The sequence below is a fragment of the Paracandidimonas soli genome, from assembly GCF_004342005.1.
In the GTDB taxonomy this organism is placed as follows: Bacteria; Pseudomonadota; Gammaproteobacteria; order Burkholderiales; family Burkholderiaceae_B; genus Paracandidimonas; species Paracandidimonas soli.
On record NZ_SMBX01000009.1, the window covers coordinates 123,312 to 142,312 of the forward strand.

Annotated in this window: 18 protein-coding genes and 2 tRNA genes; 10 read left to right on the forward strand and 10 right to left on the reverse strand. The window is 62.5% G+C overall.

Annotation, left to right across the window (positions count from 1 at the left end):
* The first annotated feature begins 58 nt into the window (after positions 1-58).
* Positions 59-143: transfer RNA gene (locus EV686_RS15485), tRNA-Leu, on the forward strand.
* A gap of 71 nt (positions 144-214) precedes the next feature.
* Positions 215-299, forward strand: a tRNA-Leu gene (locus EV686_RS15490).
* Between the two features lie 95 nt (positions 300-394).
* On the opposite strand, the gene EV686_RS15495 is transcribed toward EV686_RS15490, so the two are convergent.
* Positions 395-1,459 carry a sensor domain-containing diguanylate cyclase gene (locus EV686_RS15495; protein WP_165972642.1) on the reverse strand — a complete coding sequence of 355 codons (1,065 nt, stop codon included), beginning with the start codon at positions 1,457-1,459 and terminating at the stop codon, positions 395-397.
* Between the two features lie 467 nt (positions 1,460-1,926).
* Between EV686_RS15495 and EV686_RS15500 the strand changes: the two genes are divergently transcribed.
* A complete protein-coding gene (locus EV686_RS15500) occupies positions 1,927-2,673 on the forward strand; it encodes a sulfite exporter TauE/SafE family protein (protein ID WP_132477853.1) in 747 nt (248 codons plus the stop codon).
* 28 nt (positions 2,674-2,701) lie between these two features.
* On the opposite strand, the gene EV686_RS15505 is transcribed toward EV686_RS15500, so the two are convergent.
* From EV686_RS15505 to imuA, 3 genes are read right to left on the reverse strand one after another with little or no spacing between them, the layout of a single operon-like run.
* Positions 2,702-5,851, reverse strand: a complete 3,150-nt coding sequence (locus tag EV686_RS15505) for an error-prone DNA polymerase (protein ID WP_132477854.1) — start codon at positions 5,849-5,851, stop codon at positions 2,702-2,704.
* A 6-nt stretch (positions 5,852-5,857) separates the two neighbouring features.
* Positions 5,858-7,303, reverse strand: coding sequence for a Y-family DNA polymerase (locus EV686_RS15510; RefSeq protein ID WP_132477855.1), 1,446 nt, complete (start codon positions 7,301-7,303; stop codon positions 5,858-5,860).
* Positions 7,233-7,931 (reverse strand): translesion DNA synthesis-associated protein ImuA, encoded by a 699-nt coding sequence (imuA, locus tag EV686_RS15515; protein ID WP_132477881.1) that lies wholly within the window; start codon positions 7,929-7,931, stop codon positions 7,233-7,235. The genes EV686_RS15510 and imuA overlap by 71 nt, the downstream gene beginning before the upstream one ends.
* A gap of 261 nt (positions 7,932-8,192) precedes the next feature.
* Here imuA and EV686_RS15520 point away from each other — a divergent pair, with 261 nt between their 5' ends.
* The 3 genes from EV686_RS15520 (at position 8,193) to EV686_RS15530 (ending at position 9,945) form a co-directional block, all read left to right on the forward strand.
* Complete coding sequence (locus EV686_RS15520; protein WP_132477856.1) at positions 8,193-8,735, forward strand: cytochrome b; 543 nt, start codon at positions 8,193-8,195, stop codon at positions 8,733-8,735.
* Between the two features lies 1 nt (position 8,736).
* Positions 8,737-9,291 (forward strand): YceI family protein, encoded by a 555-nt coding sequence (locus tag EV686_RS15525; RefSeq protein ID WP_132477857.1) that lies wholly within the window; start codon positions 8,737-8,739, stop codon positions 9,289-9,291.
* Between the two features lie 72 nt (positions 9,292-9,363).
* Complete coding sequence (locus EV686_RS15530) at positions 9,364-9,945, forward strand: YceI family protein (protein ID WP_207901818.1); 582 nt, start codon at positions 9,364-9,366, stop codon at positions 9,943-9,945.
* Between the two features lie 134 nt (positions 9,946-10,079).
* On the opposite strand, the gene EV686_RS15535 is transcribed toward EV686_RS15530, so the two are convergent.
* Positions 10,080-11,150, reverse strand: coding sequence for a sulfate/molybdate ABC transporter ATP-binding protein (locus tag EV686_RS15535; protein WP_132477858.1), 1,071 nt, complete (start codon positions 11,148-11,150; stop codon positions 10,080-10,082).
* Positions 11,151-11,449: 299 nt separating this feature from the next.
* Here EV686_RS15535 and EV686_RS15540 point away from each other — a divergent pair, with 299 nt between their 5' ends.
* Complete coding sequence (locus EV686_RS15540; RefSeq protein WP_132477859.1) at positions 11,450-12,211, forward strand: Crp/Fnr family transcriptional regulator; 762 nt, start codon at positions 11,450-11,452, stop codon at positions 12,209-12,211.
* Positions 12,212-12,223: 12 nt separating this feature from the next.
* Here EV686_RS15540 and EV686_RS15545 read toward each other — a convergent pair whose 3' ends face one another.
* The 4 genes from EV686_RS15545 to EV686_RS15560 all read right to left on the reverse strand — a co-directional run bounded on the left by EV686_RS15545 (position 12,224) and on the right by EV686_RS15560 (position 16,176).
* Positions 12,224-13,495 (reverse strand): NnrS family protein, encoded by a 1,272-nt coding sequence (locus EV686_RS15545; RefSeq protein WP_132477860.1) that lies wholly within the window; start codon positions 13,493-13,495, stop codon positions 12,224-12,226.
* Positions 13,492-14,286, reverse strand: a complete 795-nt coding sequence (locus EV686_RS15550) for an ABC transporter ATP-binding protein (protein WP_132477861.1) — start codon at positions 14,284-14,286, stop codon at positions 13,492-13,494. Before EV686_RS15550 ends, EV686_RS15545 begins: the two co-directional genes overlap by 4 nt.
* Entirely contained in the window at positions 14,283-15,071 is a 789-nt protein-coding gene (locus EV686_RS15555) for an ABC transporter permease (protein WP_132477862.1), read from the reverse strand. The genes EV686_RS15550 and EV686_RS15555 overlap by 4 nt, the downstream gene beginning before the upstream one ends.
* An 88-nt stretch (positions 15,072-15,159) precedes the next feature.
* Positions 15,160-16,176, reverse strand: a complete 1,017-nt coding sequence (locus EV686_RS15560; protein ID WP_132477863.1) for an ABC transporter substrate-binding protein — start codon at positions 16,174-16,176, stop codon at positions 15,160-15,162.
* 215 nt (positions 16,177-16,391) lie between these two features.
* Here EV686_RS15560 and EV686_RS15565 point away from each other — a divergent pair, with 215 nt between their 5' ends.
* Positions 16,392-16,958, forward strand: a complete 567-nt coding sequence (locus EV686_RS15565) for a DUF2478 domain-containing protein (protein WP_132477864.1) — start codon at positions 16,392-16,394, stop codon at positions 16,956-16,958.
* Positions 16,955-17,377 carry a DUF411 domain-containing protein gene (locus tag EV686_RS15570; RefSeq protein WP_132477865.1) on the forward strand — a complete coding sequence of 141 codons (423 nt, stop codon included), beginning with the start codon at positions 16,955-16,957 and terminating at the stop codon, positions 17,375-17,377. Before EV686_RS15565 ends, EV686_RS15570 begins: the two co-directional genes overlap by 4 nt.
* Before the next feature lie 7 nt (positions 17,378-17,384).
* On the opposite strand, the gene EV686_RS15575 is transcribed toward EV686_RS15570, so the two are convergent.
* Positions 17,385-17,606: a hypothetical protein gene (locus EV686_RS15575; RefSeq protein ID WP_132477866.1), complete on the reverse strand. Its 222-nt coding sequence runs from the start codon at positions 17,604-17,606 to the stop codon at positions 17,385-17,387.
* Positions 17,607-18,015: 409 nt separating this feature from the next.
* Between EV686_RS15575 and EV686_RS15580 the strand changes: the two genes are divergently transcribed.
* Positions 18,016-18,945: a DUF262 domain-containing protein gene (locus EV686_RS15580; RefSeq protein WP_132477867.1), complete on the forward strand. Its 930-nt coding sequence runs from the start codon at positions 18,016-18,018 to the stop codon at positions 18,943-18,945.
* Positions 18,946-19,001 lie beyond the last annotated feature (56 nt).

Here is a 19,001-nt window from a genome sequence, read left to right on the forward strand (position 1 = left end):
GATGCCGCTATATGACAGCACTGTTAACCGGCTGACAAACGTTAGCATACTTCTTGTTGCCCAGGTGGCGGAATTGGTAGACGCGCATGGTTCAGGTCCATGTGCCTTCGGGTGTGGAGGTTCGAGTCCTCTCCTGGGCACCACCGCTAGACAACAACCCTCGTCATGAGGGTTTTTTGTTCCCGCAGTATCGCAGTTCGAAGTTGGTTTGCATGCCCAGGTGGCGGAATTGGTAGACGCGCATGGTTCAGGTCCATGTGCCTTCGGGTGTGGAGGTTCGAGTCCTCTCCTGGGCACCACCGCTAGACAACAGCCCTCGTCATGAGGGCTTTTTGTTGTCCGTGTCCGCAACGTTCGGCTTCCCTTCTTTCCGATACGCTTCGCCGCTCACGGCTCAGTTGCCGATCACCCGGTTGCGGCCGCCGAACTTGGCCCGATACATGGCCGAGTCGGCATCGGCCACCCATGCCTGCAACGATTCGTGCGTGTGCTTGGCCTGCGACACACCGATACTGACGCTGCAGATCAAATCCGCGACGCCCTCCACGGCCATTTCCTCGACACGCTCGCGTATGCGTCTTGCAATGCCCATTGCCCGATCGAAGTCGGCGCCGACCAGCAGCACGGCGAACTCGTCCCCGCCATAGCGCGCCGAAAGATCGGTGTCGCGTATCTCGTCCCGCAGTATCGCAGCCAATTGCTTCAGCACGACATCACCGATGCCATGCCCATGGCTGTCATTGATTTCCTTGAATCTATCGACATCCGCCAGCAGCAGCGAAGCTGTCTGCCTGCCCTGCCTCACCCGCTCCAGCACCTGCTCCGCGCCGATCTCGAAGAACCGCCGGTTCGGCACGCCCAGTCCGGGATCCATCAGGCTCAAGTGCTTCAGCTCCCTGTTCTGCTGGACCACCCTTTGCCCAAGCCGGTACATCAGATAGCTCAGGCCGATACTATAGAAAAACAACAGGGGAGCACACGCCAGCATCGTTCTCGGCGATACTTCCGGCACAAAAGGAAAGTCCAGCCAGTACCATGCCAGGATGAAACCGGCTCCCAGCGCCAACTGGGCCCTGGCAAACAAACGCCATCCACCCGCCGCGATCTTGTCCATCGCAAGAATGGTCATGAAGACGACCGCCGGCACCAGCCCGACGGCCATGACGGCGATCCAGATGCCGCCCAGAAACGAGTCCAGGGTCAGATTGCGGAATTCCTGCTTGGCGGGATCCTGCGCACGGCGGGATAGCGCGACGGCCACGTGCGGCCACAACAGGCCATTGAGCAATATCGGCATCCATAGCCATAGCGAAATCGCTCCCCTTTCCTGCAGGACCGACCAGATCGGCAGGACGCACAATGCCGTCCCCATGATACGCATGTAGTACACGCGTGCGACGAAATCCAGCTTGTGCTGTTCCGTTGCGGGAGATAAACCAACCTTGGCGATATCTGACATGTATTGCAAACAATACTGCCCGCCCAAAGCAGCGGACAGAACAGGAAGCCTCCATCTTGCGGCGCGCATGCCTGACGCCATGGCGTGGCGAAAAACATGCAAGCCGGCCACAGCTTATACAAGAAATGGCAAATATTAATACCAAAAAGCCGCCGATAAGCAAAAAATCCACACAAATATCAGAAATGGAGACAGCCTTCCCCAGAAAGGCCGGCTCCTTTCTCCAGCACGCATCCTCCCGATCGCCGTCCTGAAGCGCCTCGAGCGCGACTGGCGGGAGAAGCCGTCTCCTGCTAGACTCGCTTTTTTCCCGTAACAACAGCCCGCAGACCGGCTCCTGCGCATTTCGTCGGCGCATGCAATGTGCGTATCCGATGCGCTCGGGCAACCGGCGTCAAGACTGCCGAGCCGGCCCTCCCGGACACCATCGATTCACGGCGCGCCCGCGTGCGCCCGCAGACTGACCCATGAGCCTTTTCCTGTGGCTGGTGCCGCTCGTCATAGCGACATCCTTTCTTTCCGGCATCTTCGGCATGGCCGGCGGCATGATCCTGATGGGCGTTCTGGTCGCCACCATGAGCGTCCCCACGGCCATGGTGCTTCACGCCATTACGCAAATCAGCGCCAACGGCTGGCGCGCCATGCTGCTCTACAAGCACATCCGCTGGCGCATCTGCCTGCGCTACATCGCCGGCCTTACTGTTGCCGCGCTGCTGTTCGGCTTCATACGCTTCATTCCCAGCCGCCCGCTCGTCCTGATGGTGCTGGGCCTGCTGCCGTTCATCTCCCTGGCGCTGCCCCCCAACATCGCGCCCCAGGCGGACAAGCGCTACGGCGCGGAGATCTGCGGCCTGCTCAACGGCTCCGTCCAGTTCATCGCCGGCGTATCCGGTCCCCTGCTCGACCTGTTCTTCGTGCGCAGCATGATGGATCGCCGCGAAGTCGTCGCCACCAAGGCCATCTGCCAATCGCTGGCGCACGCAGCCAAGCTGGTGTACTTCGGCACTCTGGCAGGCATGGCCGAACTGGAGCTGGACACCATCATCATCGTGGTCTCCATTGCCGCCGCCGCGGGAGGCACCACGATGAGCCGCTTCGTGCTCGAACGCATGAGCGACACGCAATTCCGGCGCTGGACGCGCGCCATCATCCTGATGATCGGCACCGTGTTCTTCATCCAGGGCGTATTCACGCTGGCGCGCACCGGCTTCTGAACGGCAAGGCTTGCGCTTGGGTGCGTGGTCAATGGAAGTCGCGGCTCGTCGTTTCCAGCGCGCCCAGCATCGGAGTCAGATCGACCAGCCTTCCCACGATGAGATGCTGCACCCCGCCACGAGATTGCCACGTGCCATAGGCGCCCAGCAGCCTTGCCGTCAGCAGTTCGCGCCGCTGGCTCTCGACGATCCGGGGCCGGACAACGAGATTGACCTGGCCCGCCTCATCTTCCAGCGTCACGAAAACCACGCCTTTTGACGTTCCTGGACGCTGGCGTCCGGTAACGATGCCGCACGCCCGGACGAGCCGCCGGTCGGGCTGCTCCCGCAGGAAAGCGGAAGACGAAAAGCGCATCGCAGTGAGTCTTTCACGCAAGAGCGAGAGCGGATGGCGCGCAAGGGTCAGGCCAAGCGAGCGATAGTCCGCCACCAATGCCTGCCCTTCGCTGAGCAGCGGCAATTCCGGAGTGCACGGCTCGTCGATCCGCGCTTCCCTGAGCAGGCCGCGCTCGGGAGCGCTGACCACGGATTCCCATAGCGCCGCCCTGCGATGGCCGGCAAGCGCGCGCAAAGCGTCGCCTGCGGCAAGACTGATCAAATCATGCCGCTGCAGGCCGGCGCGCCTGGCCATATCCGCGACGGACTCGAACGGCTTCAGCGCGCGGGCCGCTTCGATGCGCAGCGCGCTTTCCTGATGCACGCCTTTCACTTGGTTCAGCCCCAGGCGCACTGCCGGACGAGCCGCGCCCGTCGGCTCCAGCCGCGCTCCCCAGGCGCTGACGGTCACGTCGGCCGCGAGCACCACGACGCCATGGCGCCGGGCGTCCTGGACCAGCACGGAGGGCGAGTAGAAACCCATCGGCTGGCTGTTGAGCAGCGCCATGAGATAGGCTTCGGGCTCATGGCGCTTGAGCCAGCAGCTGGCATATGCCAGAAGCGCGAAGCTGGCCGAATGGCTTTCGGGAAAACCATATTCGCCGAAGCCCTGGATCTGCCTGAAGATCTGCTCGGCGAACTCTCGCTGATAGCCCCGGCTGGTCATGCCGTCGATGATCTTGTCGTAAAACCTGCCCAGCCCTCCTTTGCGCCGCCAAGCCGCCATCGACCGTCGCAGTTCGTCGGCTTCGCCCGCCGTAAAGCCGGCGGCCAGCATGGCCACCTGCATCACCTGCTCCTGGAAGATGGGTATGCCCAGCGTGCGCTCCAGGGCCTTGCGGACATCGTCGCTGGGATAAGTCACCTTCTCCAGGCCCTGGCGGCGCCGCAGATATGGATGGACCATGCCGCCCTGTATGGGGCCGGGCCGGACGATGGCCACCTCGATGACCAGATCATAGAATTCCCGCGGCCTCATGCGCGGCAACATGGCCATCTGCGCGCGCGACTCGATCTGAAAGGCGCCTATCGTGTCCGCCTCGCAGATCATGTCATACGTATCGCTGTCTTCGGCCGGAATGTCCTGCAGCGCGAATGGCTCGCCCCGCCGTTGCGACACGCTTTCCAAGGCGCGCCGGATAACACTCAGCATTCCCAACGCCAGGATATCCACCTTCAGCAAGCCCAGGGCGTCTATATCGTCCTTGTCCCATTGAACGACGCTGCGGTCGGGCATCGCGGTATTCTCGATCGGCACCAGGCGGCACAGCGGCCCTTTGGATATGACGAAACCGCCTGGATGCTGCGACATATGCCGGGGAAAACCCATGAGCCGTTCCGCCAGGCTGATCCACTGCCGCGCGACGGGCGAGTCCGGGGCAAGCCCGCATTCGGCCAGGCGGGCGGCAAGATTGCTCCTGCCGTCCCAGTAATGGTAGGACTTGGCTACGGCATCGATGATCATGGGGTCGATGCCCAGCGCCTTGCCGGTATCGCGCAGCGTGCTTTTCACGCGATAAGTAATGACGACGGCCGTCAGCGCCGCCCGGTCCCGTCCGTATTTCTCGTAGACATACTGGATGACTTCTTCACGCCGCTGGTGTTCGAAATCGACATCGATATCCGGCGGCTCATTGCGTTCTTTGCTGACGAAGCGCTCGAACAGGCCGCTGCTTCGGACCGGATCCACTTCCGTAATGCCCAGGCAGTAGCACACGGCGCTGTTCGCCGCCGATCCGCGTCCCTGGCAAAGTATCCCGCGGCTGCGCGCAAACTTGACGATATCGTAGACCGTCAAGAAATACGGCTCGTATTCCAGCGCGCCGATCAGGTCGAGCTCGTGCTCGATCTGCTTCCTCACGCCGGGCGGAATGCCTTTGGGAAAACGCCGATGAGCGCCGATATAGGCTTCCTGGCGCAGATAGGCCGAGGGCGTCAGCCCTTCAGGACAAATTTCGTCCGGATACTCGTACTTCAGTTCATCCAGGCTGAATGGACATTGCGTCGCCACCTCCAGCGTTTCTTCCAGCGCTTCGCGCGAATAGAGGTTTGCCAGGCGCAGGCGCGAGCGCAGATGATGCTCGGCATTGGCCGCCCGCTCGAATCCGCATTCCGGTATGGACTTGCCCAGGCGAATCGCCGTGAGCGTATCGTGCATGGGCTTGCGCGACCTCAGATGCATTTCGACCTGGCCCGTGGCCACGACACGGATACCTGCATAGCGAGCCGCCGCAGTCACGGAGGCCTTGTGCCGATCATCCTGCGCGCGATGCAACAGCGCAAGCGACATCCAGCAACGCCCGGGAAACGTGGCGGCAGCCCATTCCGCCTGGGCAAGCAGGCGCTCGAACGGCGCGCCGTACTCAGGCACCAGCAAGACGACGCACTCCGGCAGCCCGCGCAGATGGGCAAGAGCCGGATCGACGGGATTATCGATGTCCTCCGGCGAAAGCCGGTACTCGCCTTTGGGCGCCCGGCGCCGGCCCAGCGTAATGAGCTCGCACAGATTGCCGTAGCCGCGGCGTGTCTGAGCCAGCGCGACCAGCGATACCGCAGCGTCGCCAGCGGCATCGCGCAAGGTAAAGCTGGCGCCGATCAGGAGCGGCAGCCTCTGCTTTTTGGCTTCGACGTGGGCGCGCACCACGCCCGCCATCGAGCATTCGTCCGTGATGGCGATGGCGCCGTAACCCAGCTCGGCGGCGCGGGCCACGAGTTCTTCCGGATGCGACGCGCCGCGCAGGAACGTGTAGTTCGTCAGGCAATGAAGCTCGCTGTAAGGCGGCAGTGTGGCTGGGGCACTCATGAGTCTTCACGCAAACAGGCCATGCAGGAACCAGCCCGTATCCTTGCCGCGCTCCTGGTACAGCCAATAGCGGGCGCCGCTTTCCGATTGGGCTATGTAATAGTCGCGCAAGGCAAGGCCGGCCCACCATCCGTCCTCAATGCGCTCGGGTCCGCGCACGACATGCAACGCAACACCGTAGAAAGGCCGATGTCCCTTGACGGGGAGCGCCACCGGTTCATCCAGCAGCCAGAACGGCCGTTCGGCTGCCTGGATGCAAGAGGCCATCTTCGGCTTTTCGTCGACGGGAACCCAGCGGTTGGCGATCTCGGGGCGGTGGTCCGCAACAGGACTGGGCCGCCGGACGTTCTCTCGCCCAAGGCGCGCCATCAGCACCTCGATCAATCTCTGCTCGTCTTCCGGGCTGCCGCCGGGATCGGGGAACAGATCCGCAGGCGCAGCCCTCCTGGCTTCAGTGTCGGCGGCATGCAGCCGCACTTCGATGACCGGGGCCGGCAGGACGAGATGATGCAGATGTTCGGCCAGAAGCCGCAGCAGGTGGTCAGCATGCCAAGTCGGAGTTCCCAGCGCCAATGCGATCCCGGTGGCCGGACGGGCATGGCGGCCGCGCTCATGCCCCAGTTCGAACACCACCCGAACGACCGCGAGACTGCGCGCCGCCAGCCATCCGCACAACTGTTCGATCAATCGTCGAACCGCGAAAATCAATGCTTCAGCGTATTCGATGCGCTCCATCAGTTCAATGCGGCCGCTGAACTCCGGTGGAGCAACGATCCAGTCGAATACCTCGGGAGCCTGGCCGTAGGCCGCATCCAGCGCATGCAGAACGGATTTGCCGGTACGCCGTTGCAGGCCGGCGCGCGGCAGCGCCCGCAACGAACCCACCGTAGCGCACCCGATTCCATCGAGCCAGTCGCAATAAGGCCTGGCTGCGGGCAGATAGCCGCAAGGCAGCGCGTTCAGGCGCCTGGCCAACGTAGACAAGCGCAGCGCCCGCCGCAACCGGCATGGGCGCGCGGCAAGCAGCCAGGCGCCGCCGGCGGTCGGGGCCACGGAAATGCGTGCGGCAAAGCCGATGCCCTTCAGGGTGGCCTGCACGCGCCGGAAGAGCCGGCGCACGCCGCCGAACAGGCTCAGGCTGGCGGACACGTCGAGCAGCAAGGTATTGTCGTCCGACAGGGCGACTTCCGGCGTGTACTGCAAAAGGGCCAGGGAAACCTCGTCCATCGCCCGCTTTTCGTTGTGACGATCGTACGGCAGCAGCACCGCAGCCGGGCACAATGCGCCAACGCCGCTCCGACGCATGCCCAGCTTCACTCCCGCCGCCTCGGCGCAAGGAGAAACGGCCTTGGCTTTATCGTGCTCGAGCACGACGACCGGCTCAATGCGCCAGGTCGGGCACTGCGTGTCCAGGCTCGCGTGCGACAAGTGCACGCCTATCCATAATCGCATGATCAAACTCGGGGAATCGGACGTCGGGATAAAAATGCAGACTGATCAGGCCAGAGTGCGAAGCGCCGCGCCGCTTCAGGATTGAAATGTCCAGCCCTCGCCGGCCAGGCCGCAGCACCAGGCGCAATGGCGCAGGCGAGACCTGGACAGCCGCGGCCACCGGACGCACCAGGACAAAAAGCGTGTCGCTTTCCTGCGCGGCAAGCTGCAAGCGCCGCAAGGCCTGATTGCGGACGCGCTCCTGCCACAGCAACAACGCACCGAAGACGCCGCTGCGCAGCACCTGTTCAGCGGCCCACAGCGCATCGGCCGGGCGACGGGCCTGCGCCCACCGCAGACAGCCCGGCGCGCAGCCCCAGTTCGCCCAGGCGGCGATCTGCGGCGTATACGGGGGCTGCACCAGCATCACGGAGCGTCCGCCCAGATTGCCTAGCGCGGGACGCAGCAATTGCATTTCGCCGATTCCGTGCTGTGGAGCCAGCATTTCTATCAAGTTGCCCAACGGCCAGCCTCCGCCGGGCAGTTCCGCCGAAAGCGCGGCAAAACCCGTCTCGACGCACCGGCCTTGAGCGCGGGAAAGCTGGGAAGCACGCCACAGAGTCGGGTGAATATGCTGTAGCGATGCAATGTCGTGATCACTCACGGATCGCCTCCGTCATTCTTAAAATACTGTGTAAATATACAGCATTTTAAGGAGTCGGATCGCCGCGCAGGAGGCCGCTTCGCCTTGCTTTCGCGTTCTGTCATGCGGCGCTTCGAAAAATTGGCCGGCTTCCGGCATGCCGCCGGGAACCAAATCCATAAACGCGAATCAAATCCGGGTTACCCGTGCCGCGAAGACTCTGCGGCGCCACGACACGGAACAGCAAGAAAAACCATTCCCGCCGCCATGCAGACACGCTACACCGCGACCGCCATTCTTCTTCACTGGCTCATAGGCCTTGCATTGCTGTGCATGCTCGCCTTGGGCTTCTACATGCAAAGCCTGCCGCTTTCGCCCGAGAAGCTGAAGCTCTTTTCCTGGCACAAGTGGGCCGGCGTCACGATCTTCCTGCTGGTCTGCTTCCGGCTGGCGTGGCGGCTTTCCCATCGCCCTCCGGCGCTGCCCGCCAGCATGCCGCCATGGGCCAGGCTGGCGGCGCATGCCGTCCACTGGCTGCTGTACGGCCTGATGCTGGCCATCCCCCTGTCCGGCTGGCTGATGAGTTCCGCCCAAGGGTTCCAGACCGTGTGGTTCGGCATCCTTCCACTGCCGGACCTGCTTTCCCGCGACAGGGAGATGGGCAGGCTGCTGACGCAAGTGCACGTCTTCCTGAACTGGACGCTGATCGCCTGTATCAGCCTGCATGTCCTCGCCGTCCTGAAACACCAGTTCCTGGACAGGGACGACCTGCTTTCCCGCATGCTATGCCGTACCGACAAGGAGAAATGACTTGAAATTCCCATTGCACGCATTCGCGCTGGCCATTGCGCTGCCCTTCGGCGCGCAGGCCGCCACCTATGCCAATATCGTTGCAGGCGACAGCCGCATCGACTTCCAGTATTCCCAGATGGGCGTCGGCCTGGAAGGCACATTCCAGAAATTCACCGGCGAACTCGCCTTCGATCCGGCCCAGCCCGGACAGGGCAAGGCTGTCATCGAAGTCGATCTGGGCAGCGTGGACGCCGGCACTGACGACGCCAACGAGGAACTGGCCAAGAACGAATGGCTCAACCTGGCGGCATTTCCTCAGGCCCGATTCGAATCCCGCGAAATCAAGGACCTCGGCGGCGGCAAGTATGAAGTCGCCGGCGATCTTTCCATCAAAGGAACCACGCACCCCGTCATTGCGCCCGCCACCTTCACGGAACAGGACGGCAAAGGCGTCTTTACCGGAAGCTTCACGATCCGGCGCGGCGACTTTTCCATCGGCGAAGGATCCTGGTCCACATTCGACATCGTCGCCAACGAAGTGACCATCGATTTCCAGCTGACGGCAACCCCCTGAGGCTTGTCGATCGGCTCCGGCCTATTGACGAACCCTGATCTTCATCCACTTCCCTTCCACAGGAGACCATCCATGATCCGACCCTTGACCCGACTGTCCCTGGCCGCGGCCATGAGTCTCGGCATCGCCGCCTCCGCGATGGCCGCACCCGTCACCTATACGGTCGACGGCTCACACTCCTTTGCCCGGTTCTCCTATAGCCACCTGGGCCTGAGCACGCAGCTGAGCAACTTCAAATCCACCTCCGGCACCATCGTCCTCGACCAGGAAGCCAAGACGGGCTCCGTCGACATCACCATCGACACCACTTCGGTGGAAACCGGCAACGAGGCCTTCAACGGCCACATCCAGGGTCCCGACTTCCTGGACACCGCCAATCATCCGACCGCGACCTTCAAGTCCACGAAAGTCAATTTCGACGGCGACAAGCCGGTATCGGTGGATGGCGACCTGACCATCAAGGGCGTCACCAAGCAGGTAAGCTTCGAAATCACCGGCTTCGCCGCCAAGCCGCATCCCATGCTCAAGAAGGAAGCCCTGGGCGCGGACGCAAAGACCGCCATCAAGCGCTCGGAATTCAACGCCGGCAAATTCGCGCCCGGCGTCGGCGACGATGTCACCATCACCATTGCCGTCGAAGCGCTTCAGCAATAACGGGCACCTTCCCCGGCCTGCCTGCGCCGCACCAGCAGGCCCCGGCATCTGCCGCGCCTTGTGCGCGGCAGTGTTTTATCCGGCGGAGCTTTTGCGGCCGAGCCCGGAACGGAGCGCAGCCCTGGCGCGAGCACTCACTGCGAGGCGAATATCTGGACGCGGCGCGGCCTGGCCAGAAGATGCTCCCCATCCTTCAGCGCCAGTTGCCTGAACTGCTCTTCCGGCAGCTGCGCCTCGATGATCCTGCCCGTTTCTTCCTGCAGCAGTTCCAGGTGCGCGCTGGCGCCCGCCATGTAGACATGGCTCAGGCGCACGGGGAATCCCTGCGCATCCTCGCTGGAAACCGGCTTGCGGAACACATCGATATCGTAGGGACGCACATAGGCCGTTCCCCGCGCTTCGCGCAATGAGCGGTATTCCGGCGCAGGCAGCGTGATGCCGTCGGCATGCAGGACGCCGTTGTCCAGATCACCGGTAAATTGATTGACATCCCCCAGGAAGCCGTACACGAACGGCGTGGCGGGAGACTCCCAGACCTCGCGCGGCGTTCCCACCTGCTCGATGCGGCCCGCGTTCATCAGCACGACACGGTCGGATACTTCCAGCGCCTCTTCCTGGTCGTGCGTCACGAACACGCTGGCGACGTTCAGCTCGTCATGCAGGCGACGCAGCCACCGGCGCAACTCCTTGCGCACCTTGGCATCCAGCGCGCCGAACGGCTCATCGAGCAGCAGCACGCGCGGCTCGACGGCCAGGGCGCGGGCCAGCGCGATACGCTGCCGCTGGCCGCCGGAGAGCTGCGAGGGATAGCGGTCCGCCAGCCAGTCGAGCTGGACGAGCTGCAGGAGTTCCTGGACCTTGTCGCGAATGCGTTGTTCCGACGGCCGCTGGCTGCGCGGCCTGACGCGTAGCCCGAACGCCACGTTCTCTAAGACCGTCATGTGCCGGAACAGCGCATAGTGCTGGAAAACGAAGCCCACCTGGCGCTTGCGCACATGCACGCCCGTGGCGTCCTCGCCGGCGAACAGCACGCTGCCGGAATCCGCCGTTTCCAGGCCGGCAATAATGCGCAGCAATGTCGTCTTGCCGCAACCCGAAGGCCCCAGCAAGGCCACCAGTTCGCCGGTATCGATATGCAGCGACACATTGTCCAGCGCCTGGAAATTCCCGAACCGGCGGGAGAGATTCTTGACTTCGATGCTCATAAGCTTTCCTGATCACAACTGCCGAAATACGGCCAAGCTCCATGGTGCCGGGCGGCCCGGCAAAAGGGAACCAACTGTTTTTCCGTTGCTTATTTCCAAAACAAATAAAGAAGGCGCGCCAAATACCCATACCGTGCATACAGGCATGCCCGGAGAAATTGCCGCCCTTCCCGCATACTGCCTTTTTGCCGCCACATCCGATGCCGGACACGACGCCCCAATCCGGTTAAACTATGAATTAATTCTCATTTGCGATTCAAAGCCAAGCTGTATCATCCGGCCCCGGGACAGACACGAACATGCAACAGGCGCTGCTCTACAAAGCCTTTTCCGCCTCGCCGGCCTTCGCCAAGGCGGATCCGGCGCTGTTCGTCGAGTTGGCCAAGGGCGCCTCGAAGATGACACTGGACACCAGCCAGCACCTTTTCCACATGGGGGAGACGGCCCGCTATTTCTTCTGGGTGGAATCCGGAGCGATCATCCTGTATCGCCCTACCTACAACGGAGAGGGAAAAGTCTTCCGCACGCTGCATGCCGGCGACATGATCGCCGAGACCATCATGTTCGCCAACCCGTGCCACTACCCGCTTTCCGCGTACGCCGAGCAGCCTGCCACGCTCTATCGCATCGCCCGTGAGCACCTGCTGCAGACCGCCAGCCGCTCCAGCGAATTCGCCATGTGCCTGCTGGAAATGCTGTCGACGCGCGTCGCCCAGGCGGTCAACCGCATCGATCTGCTGACGATAGGCAATTCCGCGCAGCGCCTGGTGACCTATCTGCTGGATATCTACATGCAGCAGGGCTCCGCATGGCTGACCCTGCCGTCCAGCCAGAACGTGCTGGCCCGCCAGTTGAACATCACCCCTGAAACCTTTTCGCGCCACCTGAGCAGCTTCAAGCGCGCGGGCTACATCGGAGGCCGCAACCGCACCCTGGTGCTGCTGGACATCGACGGCCTGTGCAAGGAAGTGGACCTTCCCCTGCCCGACATCGATTTCCACAGCAAGCGTCCTTCCGCCAACCTGGGCGAAAGCCTGTTCGACTGCTGCAATCTGCACTGAGCATCGATGGAGTCAGCACCCTTTACGGGGCTCCTCTCCTTCCACGACCGGTTCCTGGCAGCCCTCCAGCCCGTCGGGCCTGGACCTGGCCAGCACAGGCCAGGCATGCAGCAGATAGATCAGGAACGCTCCCGTCCATAGCCCTCCCGACAGCCACAGCAACTGGGGCATCAGGTGCAGCAAGCCGTGCGCGCCCGCCAGCAAGCGAACCAGGGCGGCAAGCACCAGCAGGGATGCCGCCACAGGCACCCAGGGACGGTAATCCAGCCACCGGCCGGCGTGAATCCGGCCCGCGATGTTCATGATGGTGAAGATCGACACCGCCATGGCGCCCGCCATCAGCAAATGCCTGCCCGCCGACGGCAGCACGCCGGCCAGCCCCAGCCAGGACAGGCCCATCGCCGCGTAGCCCAGCGCGACCAGCCAGTAGCTGGCGTACAGCATCAGCGCCCAGCGCGTGAACAGCGGCTTGCCGATGTGCCAGTCATTGAGCAGGTTCAGCATGGCCGCGGACGCAGCCAGCGCCACCCAGCCGGTGACGCTGTCCTGCCCATGCACGAGCTCCACCAGGCTGCACAGGCTGATCATGAAAATGGCCAGATAGCGCCGGGGAGGACGGGCCAGGTAGCCCACCTCTTCATCCAGTTCCGGCGCTCCCGGACGCGCGGCCTCAACCTGCCGGTTGACCACGCTCATCGACACCCGGCTGCCGGCCAGGACGATCAGCACCATCATGATGCCGACCGCCGCGCGCAGCCAGGCCATGGCGTCCAGCCCCAGCCACAGGGACAGGAAAAAGGCGGCTTGCAGCAGCATCAGCGCGCCGCTGAACCAGGCGAAGCTGACATGCTTGCGATCGGGATCCCGCCATACGGGCGGAATCAGTTGCCTGAGCAATGCCGCGAACAGCGCCAGATTGCAGAGCGCCGCCAGCGCGATGCCCACCCCCGCCGGCAGCCATCCAGCCGCCGGATAGGCCAGCCGGGCCGCCATCCACAGCAGCGCCAGCGCAAACACGTGGCGGCGCGCAACCGCCGGCGATGCAGTGAACTCCGGGACCGCCGTCAACAGGAATCCGGCGACGGCCGCCATGCCGAACCCGTAGATCAGTTCGTGCGCATGCCACAGCAGCCAGCCGCCCGGCGGTTCCATTCCTGCCAGACCGCTCGCCGCCCCCAGATAAACCAGCAGCCAGAGCGGCAGGAAAACGCAGGCGCTGACGGCGACCAGCACGAAGAACGGACGGAAGCCGCATTGAAACAAAGGATGGTCCCACAGCTTCATATACGGCATCCTTTGTGCGGCGCTTCCTCATTCAGCACGGTCAACGAGGCCAGATTGCCCGGCTGCAGGCCGAATCCCACGCGCACCTCTTCCACCTGCATCAGTTCCGCCGTGGTCTGGTAGATCCAGCTGTCCGTGCGCACCGCCTGGGGCAAGGCCAGCTTGAACTCGCGCACCAGGCGACCGGGATCCGCCGCCATCATGACGATGCGATCCGCCAGCCGCACTGCCTCCATGAGATCGTGCGTAATCATCAGGATGGCGCTGCCGCGCGATTGCGCCTGCTCCCTGAGCAGGCCGTAGAGCTCCAGCTTCAGGCCAATGTCCAGGGCGGAAAAAGGCTCGTCCAGCAACAGCAGGTCGGGCGCCAGCGCCAGGGCGCGCCCCAGGGCCACGCGGCTCTGCATGCCGCCCGAAAGCTCGTGCGGGTATTTCTGCAGATCGTCTTCCTCCAGGCCCAGCCGCAGCGCCAGCGCCGCGGCCTGGCGGCGCCGCGCGGCCGCGGGCACCGACAATGCCTTGAGGCCCAGCGCGATATTGTCGACCGTCGTCTTCCACGGCATCAGGCGCGGCTGCTGAAACATGCAGCCCAGCCCCTTGAAGCCGGAGACCACCTTGCCCTCGGAAGGCGTCAGCAGGCCCGCCACGATATGCAGCAGCGTGCTCTTGCCGCAGCCCGACGGGCCGACCAGCGCCAGCGTTTCTCCCGCGTAGAGGTCCAGGGACACATTGGAAAGCACGTCTTCCAGCCCATAGCGGTGCGTCAGGTGACGGATATGCAATGCATTCATGCCGGCGGCCTCCAGCGCTCCACCTTGCGCTTCAGCGGCTCCAGGAACAAGTATTCGACAGCCAGCAGCAGCCCCAGCACGGATACGATCCAGGCCATCGAGGTCGAAGTGTCCAGCTGCGCGCGCGATACCGCCAGCGCGGCGCCCACTCCATCGGCGGTCGTCAGCAGCTCGGCCATCACGACCACTTTCCATGAGGTTCCCAGCGCAGTGATCCAGGCCGGGAAAAGATAGGACGCCACATGCGGCAGATACACGTCCGTCAGGGTCATGCGCCAGGACAGCCGATACACGCGGGCCACGTCCCTGAGCTGGTTTTCCAGCGTGCGCGCGCCCTGCATTCCGGCCGCGAACACGACCGGGAAACAGGCGATGAATACCGTGAACACAGGCGTAGCGTCGCCCATGCCGAACCACAGCATGGCAAGGACCAGCCATGCGATGGGCGGCATGCCCAGCAGCAGCGTCACCAAAGGACGGGATACGATGGCGGCCGTCAGGGAGCGCCCCGCCAGGATGCCGAACACGCTGCCTGCCAGCAGCGCCCCGCCCAGGCCGGACAGCGCGCGCCGCGCCGAAATCTGCAGCTGCGGCTGCGCCAGTCCGGAAGACAGCATATCGCCGAGCTGGGCGAAAGTCGCCATGGGCCCGGGCAGGATGAGGTCGCCGTAAACCTGTCCGCCCCATTCCCACAGCGCGCAGAACAGCAGCAAGCTGGCAATGGCGCCGAAGCCGCTCCATAGGTAGGACAGCGTCGCAGCCAGCATGGCACGGATATGACGCATGGTTGCCTGAAGAAAAATCATGAGTGAAAACGAAAGACGACAGGATACTACGCGAGCCGCGCCAACCCGCCAAAGGCCTCAGGAAAAACTAGGCATAGAAACCATCGTCCGGGAGCTTGCCCCCCACCAGGCCTGGCTGGCGGTCCAGCAGCGCCTGATAGAAATACTCGAGCTCAGGCCTGGCCTCGCTTGCCGTCGCATAATGCGGTATCGACACACGCATGGCATCGGCAACGGCCTCGGGGATGAACATCTCGATATGGGATGCCGCCAGCTTGCCGCAGTCGTCGGGGTTTTCATAGCACCAGCGCTGCGAAGCCGCATACGCCTGCTGCACCTTGTCGAGCAGTTCCGCATCCTGGCGCGCCTGCCCCAGCGCCACAATGCCCGCCTGGGGAATGCGGGGCTCGCGCTGCAATACGCGCCCCCATTCGTCCTGCAGGCTGACGCTGCGATACAGGTCGGGAGCGATGATGGATACAGGAAACGATTGCGTCTTGCGCAGCGCCATCGACACGGCCGGCTCGGCCAACAGGGCGTGGTCCACCCGCCGCGTGATCAGCAACTGCATGGCATCCATGGGGCTTGCCACATAGCGCAGGCGGAAATCCTTGGCGGGATCCAGCCCCTGCCCTTGCGACAGCAGGCTGAACAGGATATCCGGCATGTCTGCCCGGAAAGGCATGGCGATTTCCTGGCCCTTGAAATCGGCCAGCGTCTTGAAATCGGGATTGCGCGACACCAGCCACAGCATGCCCCAGACCGAGATGTTCAGCAGCTTGACGGGAACGCCGCGGTTGTAAAGATTGGCCGCGACATTGGACGGCGCGGCGATGAAATCCGCCGTCCCCTCGATGGCCAGCGCCCTGAGCTGGTCCGGATTGGACCAGACCCGGAACTCCACCTTGTCCGCGACATCGGCCAGGGCGCCGCTGTCGATCATGTGCAGAAAGGGAAACGATACGCTGGCCTGCGGGCCGGCCAGCACCAGCGTTTTCCTGCTGGCTGCCGCAACGGCGCGCGCCGGCATCAGCGGCATCGCCAGCAGCGCGGATGCCGCGCCGATCAGTTGGCGGCGGCGACGGAAATGCGTTGGGGCATTCATGAAGATTCCTTGCATATGGGATTCGTCCCGACCGGTAACGGCGGCCGGTTATTGCGATTGATTGCCATTATTGGCCAGAATTCCCTGCCCGGCCAATGACAATTCTCAAGAATGCCCGGTATTCCGGCTGGCATTCCAGGGCGCGAGCCTCCATAATTCAAGCAAGATATTGCCGATAATACATCGGCGCCGCTTTCAGTCTTCAGTGTCATCCCATGAATACAAGCACGACCATTGCCGCACTGGTGCAGACGGACACCGTCCGTGCGGACGCCATGCTCTACGAGGCCCTGCACCAGCGCAAGAATGCGGGCTGGACAATCCGGGGCCTGGTTTCCGTCCCGCTGGCTGCCGAACCCGGCCAGGTATCCAAGAACACCATCGTCGAGAACCTGCACACCGGCGAGCGCCACGCCATCATGCAAAGCCGGGGCAAGGACACGCGCGGATGCCGCCTCAACCCCATCGCCCTGACCAGCGCCGGCGACGAACTGCGCCACGCGCTCGGCACCCGGCCCGACCTGGCCGTCATCAACCGCTTCGGCACCAGCGAAGCCGAGGGCGGCGGATTCTGCGCCGAAATCATCGACCTGGTGTCCGCCGGCATCCCCTTGCTGCTCGTCGTGACCGACCGCTACCTCGGCGCATGGCGCCACTTCATCGGCGGCAGCGATTACGAACTGCCCTGCAGCCGCCCCGCCCTGGATGCCTGGCTGGACAGCCTGCCAAGGCAGGCCGCGGACGAAACCCAATCACTCGATACAGGAATCACAGCCTCATGAAGCCAAGCCACCTCTTTCTCGCCGCCCTCATTTCAGCGCTGCACATCCCTGCCCTGGCCTCCGGCCCCGCACTGACGGTACATCATGACCCCTATTGCGGCTGCTGCACCGCCTGGATCGACTACCTGCGCGAAGAAGGATTCGCCGTCAACAGCATCATCACCCCTGACATGGGCAGCCTGAAGCAGAAGCTGGGCGTGCCCGGCAAGCTGGCTTCCTGCCATACCGCCGTCGTGGATGGTACCGGTCAGCTGATCGAGGGTCATGCTCCCGTTTCCGCCATCAACAAGCTGCTGCAACGGCCGCACGTCAAGGGCATCGCCGTGCCCGGCATGCCCATCAATTCGCCGGGCATGGGGAGAATGGATGGGACGCTGGTGACGGTAGATTTCTCGGGAAGGCCGTTTTCGCGGGATTGATGGTGGATTAAAGTCTTTGTAGCGTTTCACGCATCAGGTTCTGATTGGCTGATGCGGCGGCTCGCGGCGATCTTGGATTCTGGATTGGGGAGTTCCAGTGCGTATTTGCTTTCACGAAGATCCAGTGAATATCGAAGCGCTGTGCGCAGACCTGGAACAGCATGGCGCCGTTTACTGGCATACGACGCGCCCCAATTTCAAGCGGGTGCAGGATCTCGTGGACGAGCAAGGACCAGCGTTCTTGCCATTATGCGCCAGGCCTGGAGGCGACTTCCTGAATTTCATGATCCGGTCTGATCTTGTTGACGGCGGATTGGAGTCTATAGAAAAGCGTGTAGCCCAGGCCATTGGGCGATGGCAAGGTGCTGGAGAGCCTGTACCGCACAATGAGCCTATATGAGCCTCGGACTGTATGATGCTTCCTCGGTTCAAAGTCTGATTTCGACCCAATGCGGTCCTTCATGTAGCGCGAGTTCCAGATGCGAGAGCCTAAAAAAGCTGTGATCTAGCCGTGCACCCACTAGTACCAAGGGCGACTCAGCTGGATTGGTTGTTATGAGAAAATATTCTACGAAAATCTTTTCAGCTTGGCGCAGGCCGGAATTGGTTAATCTAGAGTTTATTTTGTGAGAATTTTAATGATCGACACACAGCAAAGTAGGCAGGATCTGACGGTCAAGGGCGAGTCAGTTGAGAGGGTGTTCGGGAACTACTTAGCTCGACAATACATGGTCAATCGCCGTTATCAACGCAAATTAGTCTGGACACTTGACGAGAAACGCCGGTTCATCGATTCACTGCGGTCTGGCTACCCAGTTCCGATCGTACTGCTTGCCGAACGCAAGGGAATGAGTGATCAGGGCCTTTTCGAGATTATCGATGGCATGCAGCGATTGAATGCCATTTTTGGATATATTGAAAACGAGTACGCCGTTGACGGAGTATTTTTCGATCTGAACACGATGGCGGAAACAAAGGCACTGCTGGATGCGGGTAAGATAAAGCAGCGCGAGCCGGTTCTATCTCGCGAGGCCTGCGTGGCGATTGCTTCATATACTATTCCGCTGTCAATTTACGAGTTTGCAGGCGACGGTGAAGTCGATGAGGTATTCCGACGGATTAACTCGGGTGGTCGGAAGCTCTCGCGTCAGGAACTTCGCATCGCTGGTAGCACCGGCCACTTCGCGCAGGCCGTGCGGTACATCGCCTCCAAGGTTCGGGGCGACGTTTCGTCGTCCGACGAACTGCCACTGAATGAGATGAAGAAGATCTCGATAACGAACAAGGATCTCGATTACGGCATTGACGTAGACGAGATGTTTTGGATCAAGCAGGGTGTCCTGACAAAAGAGCAGGTGAGGGAATCTCGCGACGAGGAGATTGTGGCAGACGTCCTCGCCTTTATGATCCTCGACACCAAACCCGCATCCCGCAGCGAAGTGCTCGACGACTTCTTCGGCTACAGCGAAGGTGAAGGCTCGCAAGTCCGGTACGAACAGATCGAAATTGCCACGCAAAAGCACTCAGTCGTGAATCGCCCCGGGTTTTGCGGAGGCTCCAACCTTTGAGAGAATGGAGCCACTATGAGCAAGCAGAACAAGTTTTCCCCCGAAGTCCGTGAACG

Bases quoted from the DNA above. Each gene is read 5' to 3' on its own strand.
- EV686_RS15565 (WP_132477864.1), top strand. From the start codon at position 16,392: ATGAATACAAGCACGACCATTGCCGCACTGGTGCAGACGGACACCGTC.
- EV686_RS15520 (WP_132477856.1), top strand. From the start codon at position 8,193: ATGCAGACACGCTACACCGCGACCGCCATTCTTCTTCACTGGCTCATA.
- EV686_RS15530 (WP_207901818.1), top strand. From the start codon at position 9,364: ATGATCCGACCCTTGACCCGACTGTCCCTGGCCGCGGCCATGAGTCTC.
- EV686_RS15500 (WP_132477853.1), top strand. From the start codon at position 1,927: ATGAGCCTTTTCCTGTGGCTGGTGCCGCTCGTCATAGCGACATCCTTT.
- EV686_RS15570 (WP_132477865.1), top strand. From the start codon at position 16,955: ATGAAGCCAAGCCACCTCTTTCTCGCCGCCCTCATTTCAGCGCTGCAC.
- EV686_RS15545 (WP_132477860.1), bottom strand. From the start codon at position 13,495: ATGAAGCTGTGGGACCATCCTTTGTTTCAATGCGGCTTCCGTCCGTTC.
- EV686_RS15555 (WP_132477862.1), bottom strand. From the start codon at position 15,071: ATGCGTCATATCCGTGCCATGCTGGCTGCGACGCTGTCCTACCTATGG.
- EV686_RS15540 (WP_132477859.1), top strand. From the start codon at position 11,450: ATGCAACAGGCGCTGCTCTACAAAGCCTTTTCCGCCTCGCCGGCCTTC.
- EV686_RS15550 (WP_132477861.1), bottom strand. From the start codon at position 14,286: ATGAATGCATTGCATATCCGTCACCTGACGCACCGCTATGGGCTGGAA.
- EV686_RS15535 (WP_132477858.1), bottom strand. From the start codon at position 11,150: ATGAGCATCGAAGTCAAGAATCTCTCCCGCCGGTTCGGGAATTTCCAG.
- EV686_RS15505 (WP_132477854.1), bottom strand. From the start codon at position 5,851: ATGAGTGCCCCAGCCACACTGCCGCCTTACAGCGAGCTTCATTGCCTG.
- EV686_RS15560 (WP_132477863.1), bottom strand. From the start codon at position 16,176: ATGAATGCCCCAACGCATTTCCGTCGCCGCCGCCAACTGATCGGCGCG.
- EV686_RS15580 (WP_132477867.1), top strand. From the start codon at position 18,016: ATGATCGACACACAGCAAAGTAGGCAGGATCTGACGGTCAAGGGCGAG.
- EV686_RS15510 (WP_132477855.1), bottom strand. From the start codon at position 7,303: ATGCGATTATGGATAGGCGTGCACTTGTCGCACGCGAGCCTGGACACG.
- EV686_RS15495 (WP_165972642.1), bottom strand. From the start codon at position 1,459: ATGTCAGATATCGCCAAGGTTGGTTTATCTCCCGCAACGGAACAGCAC.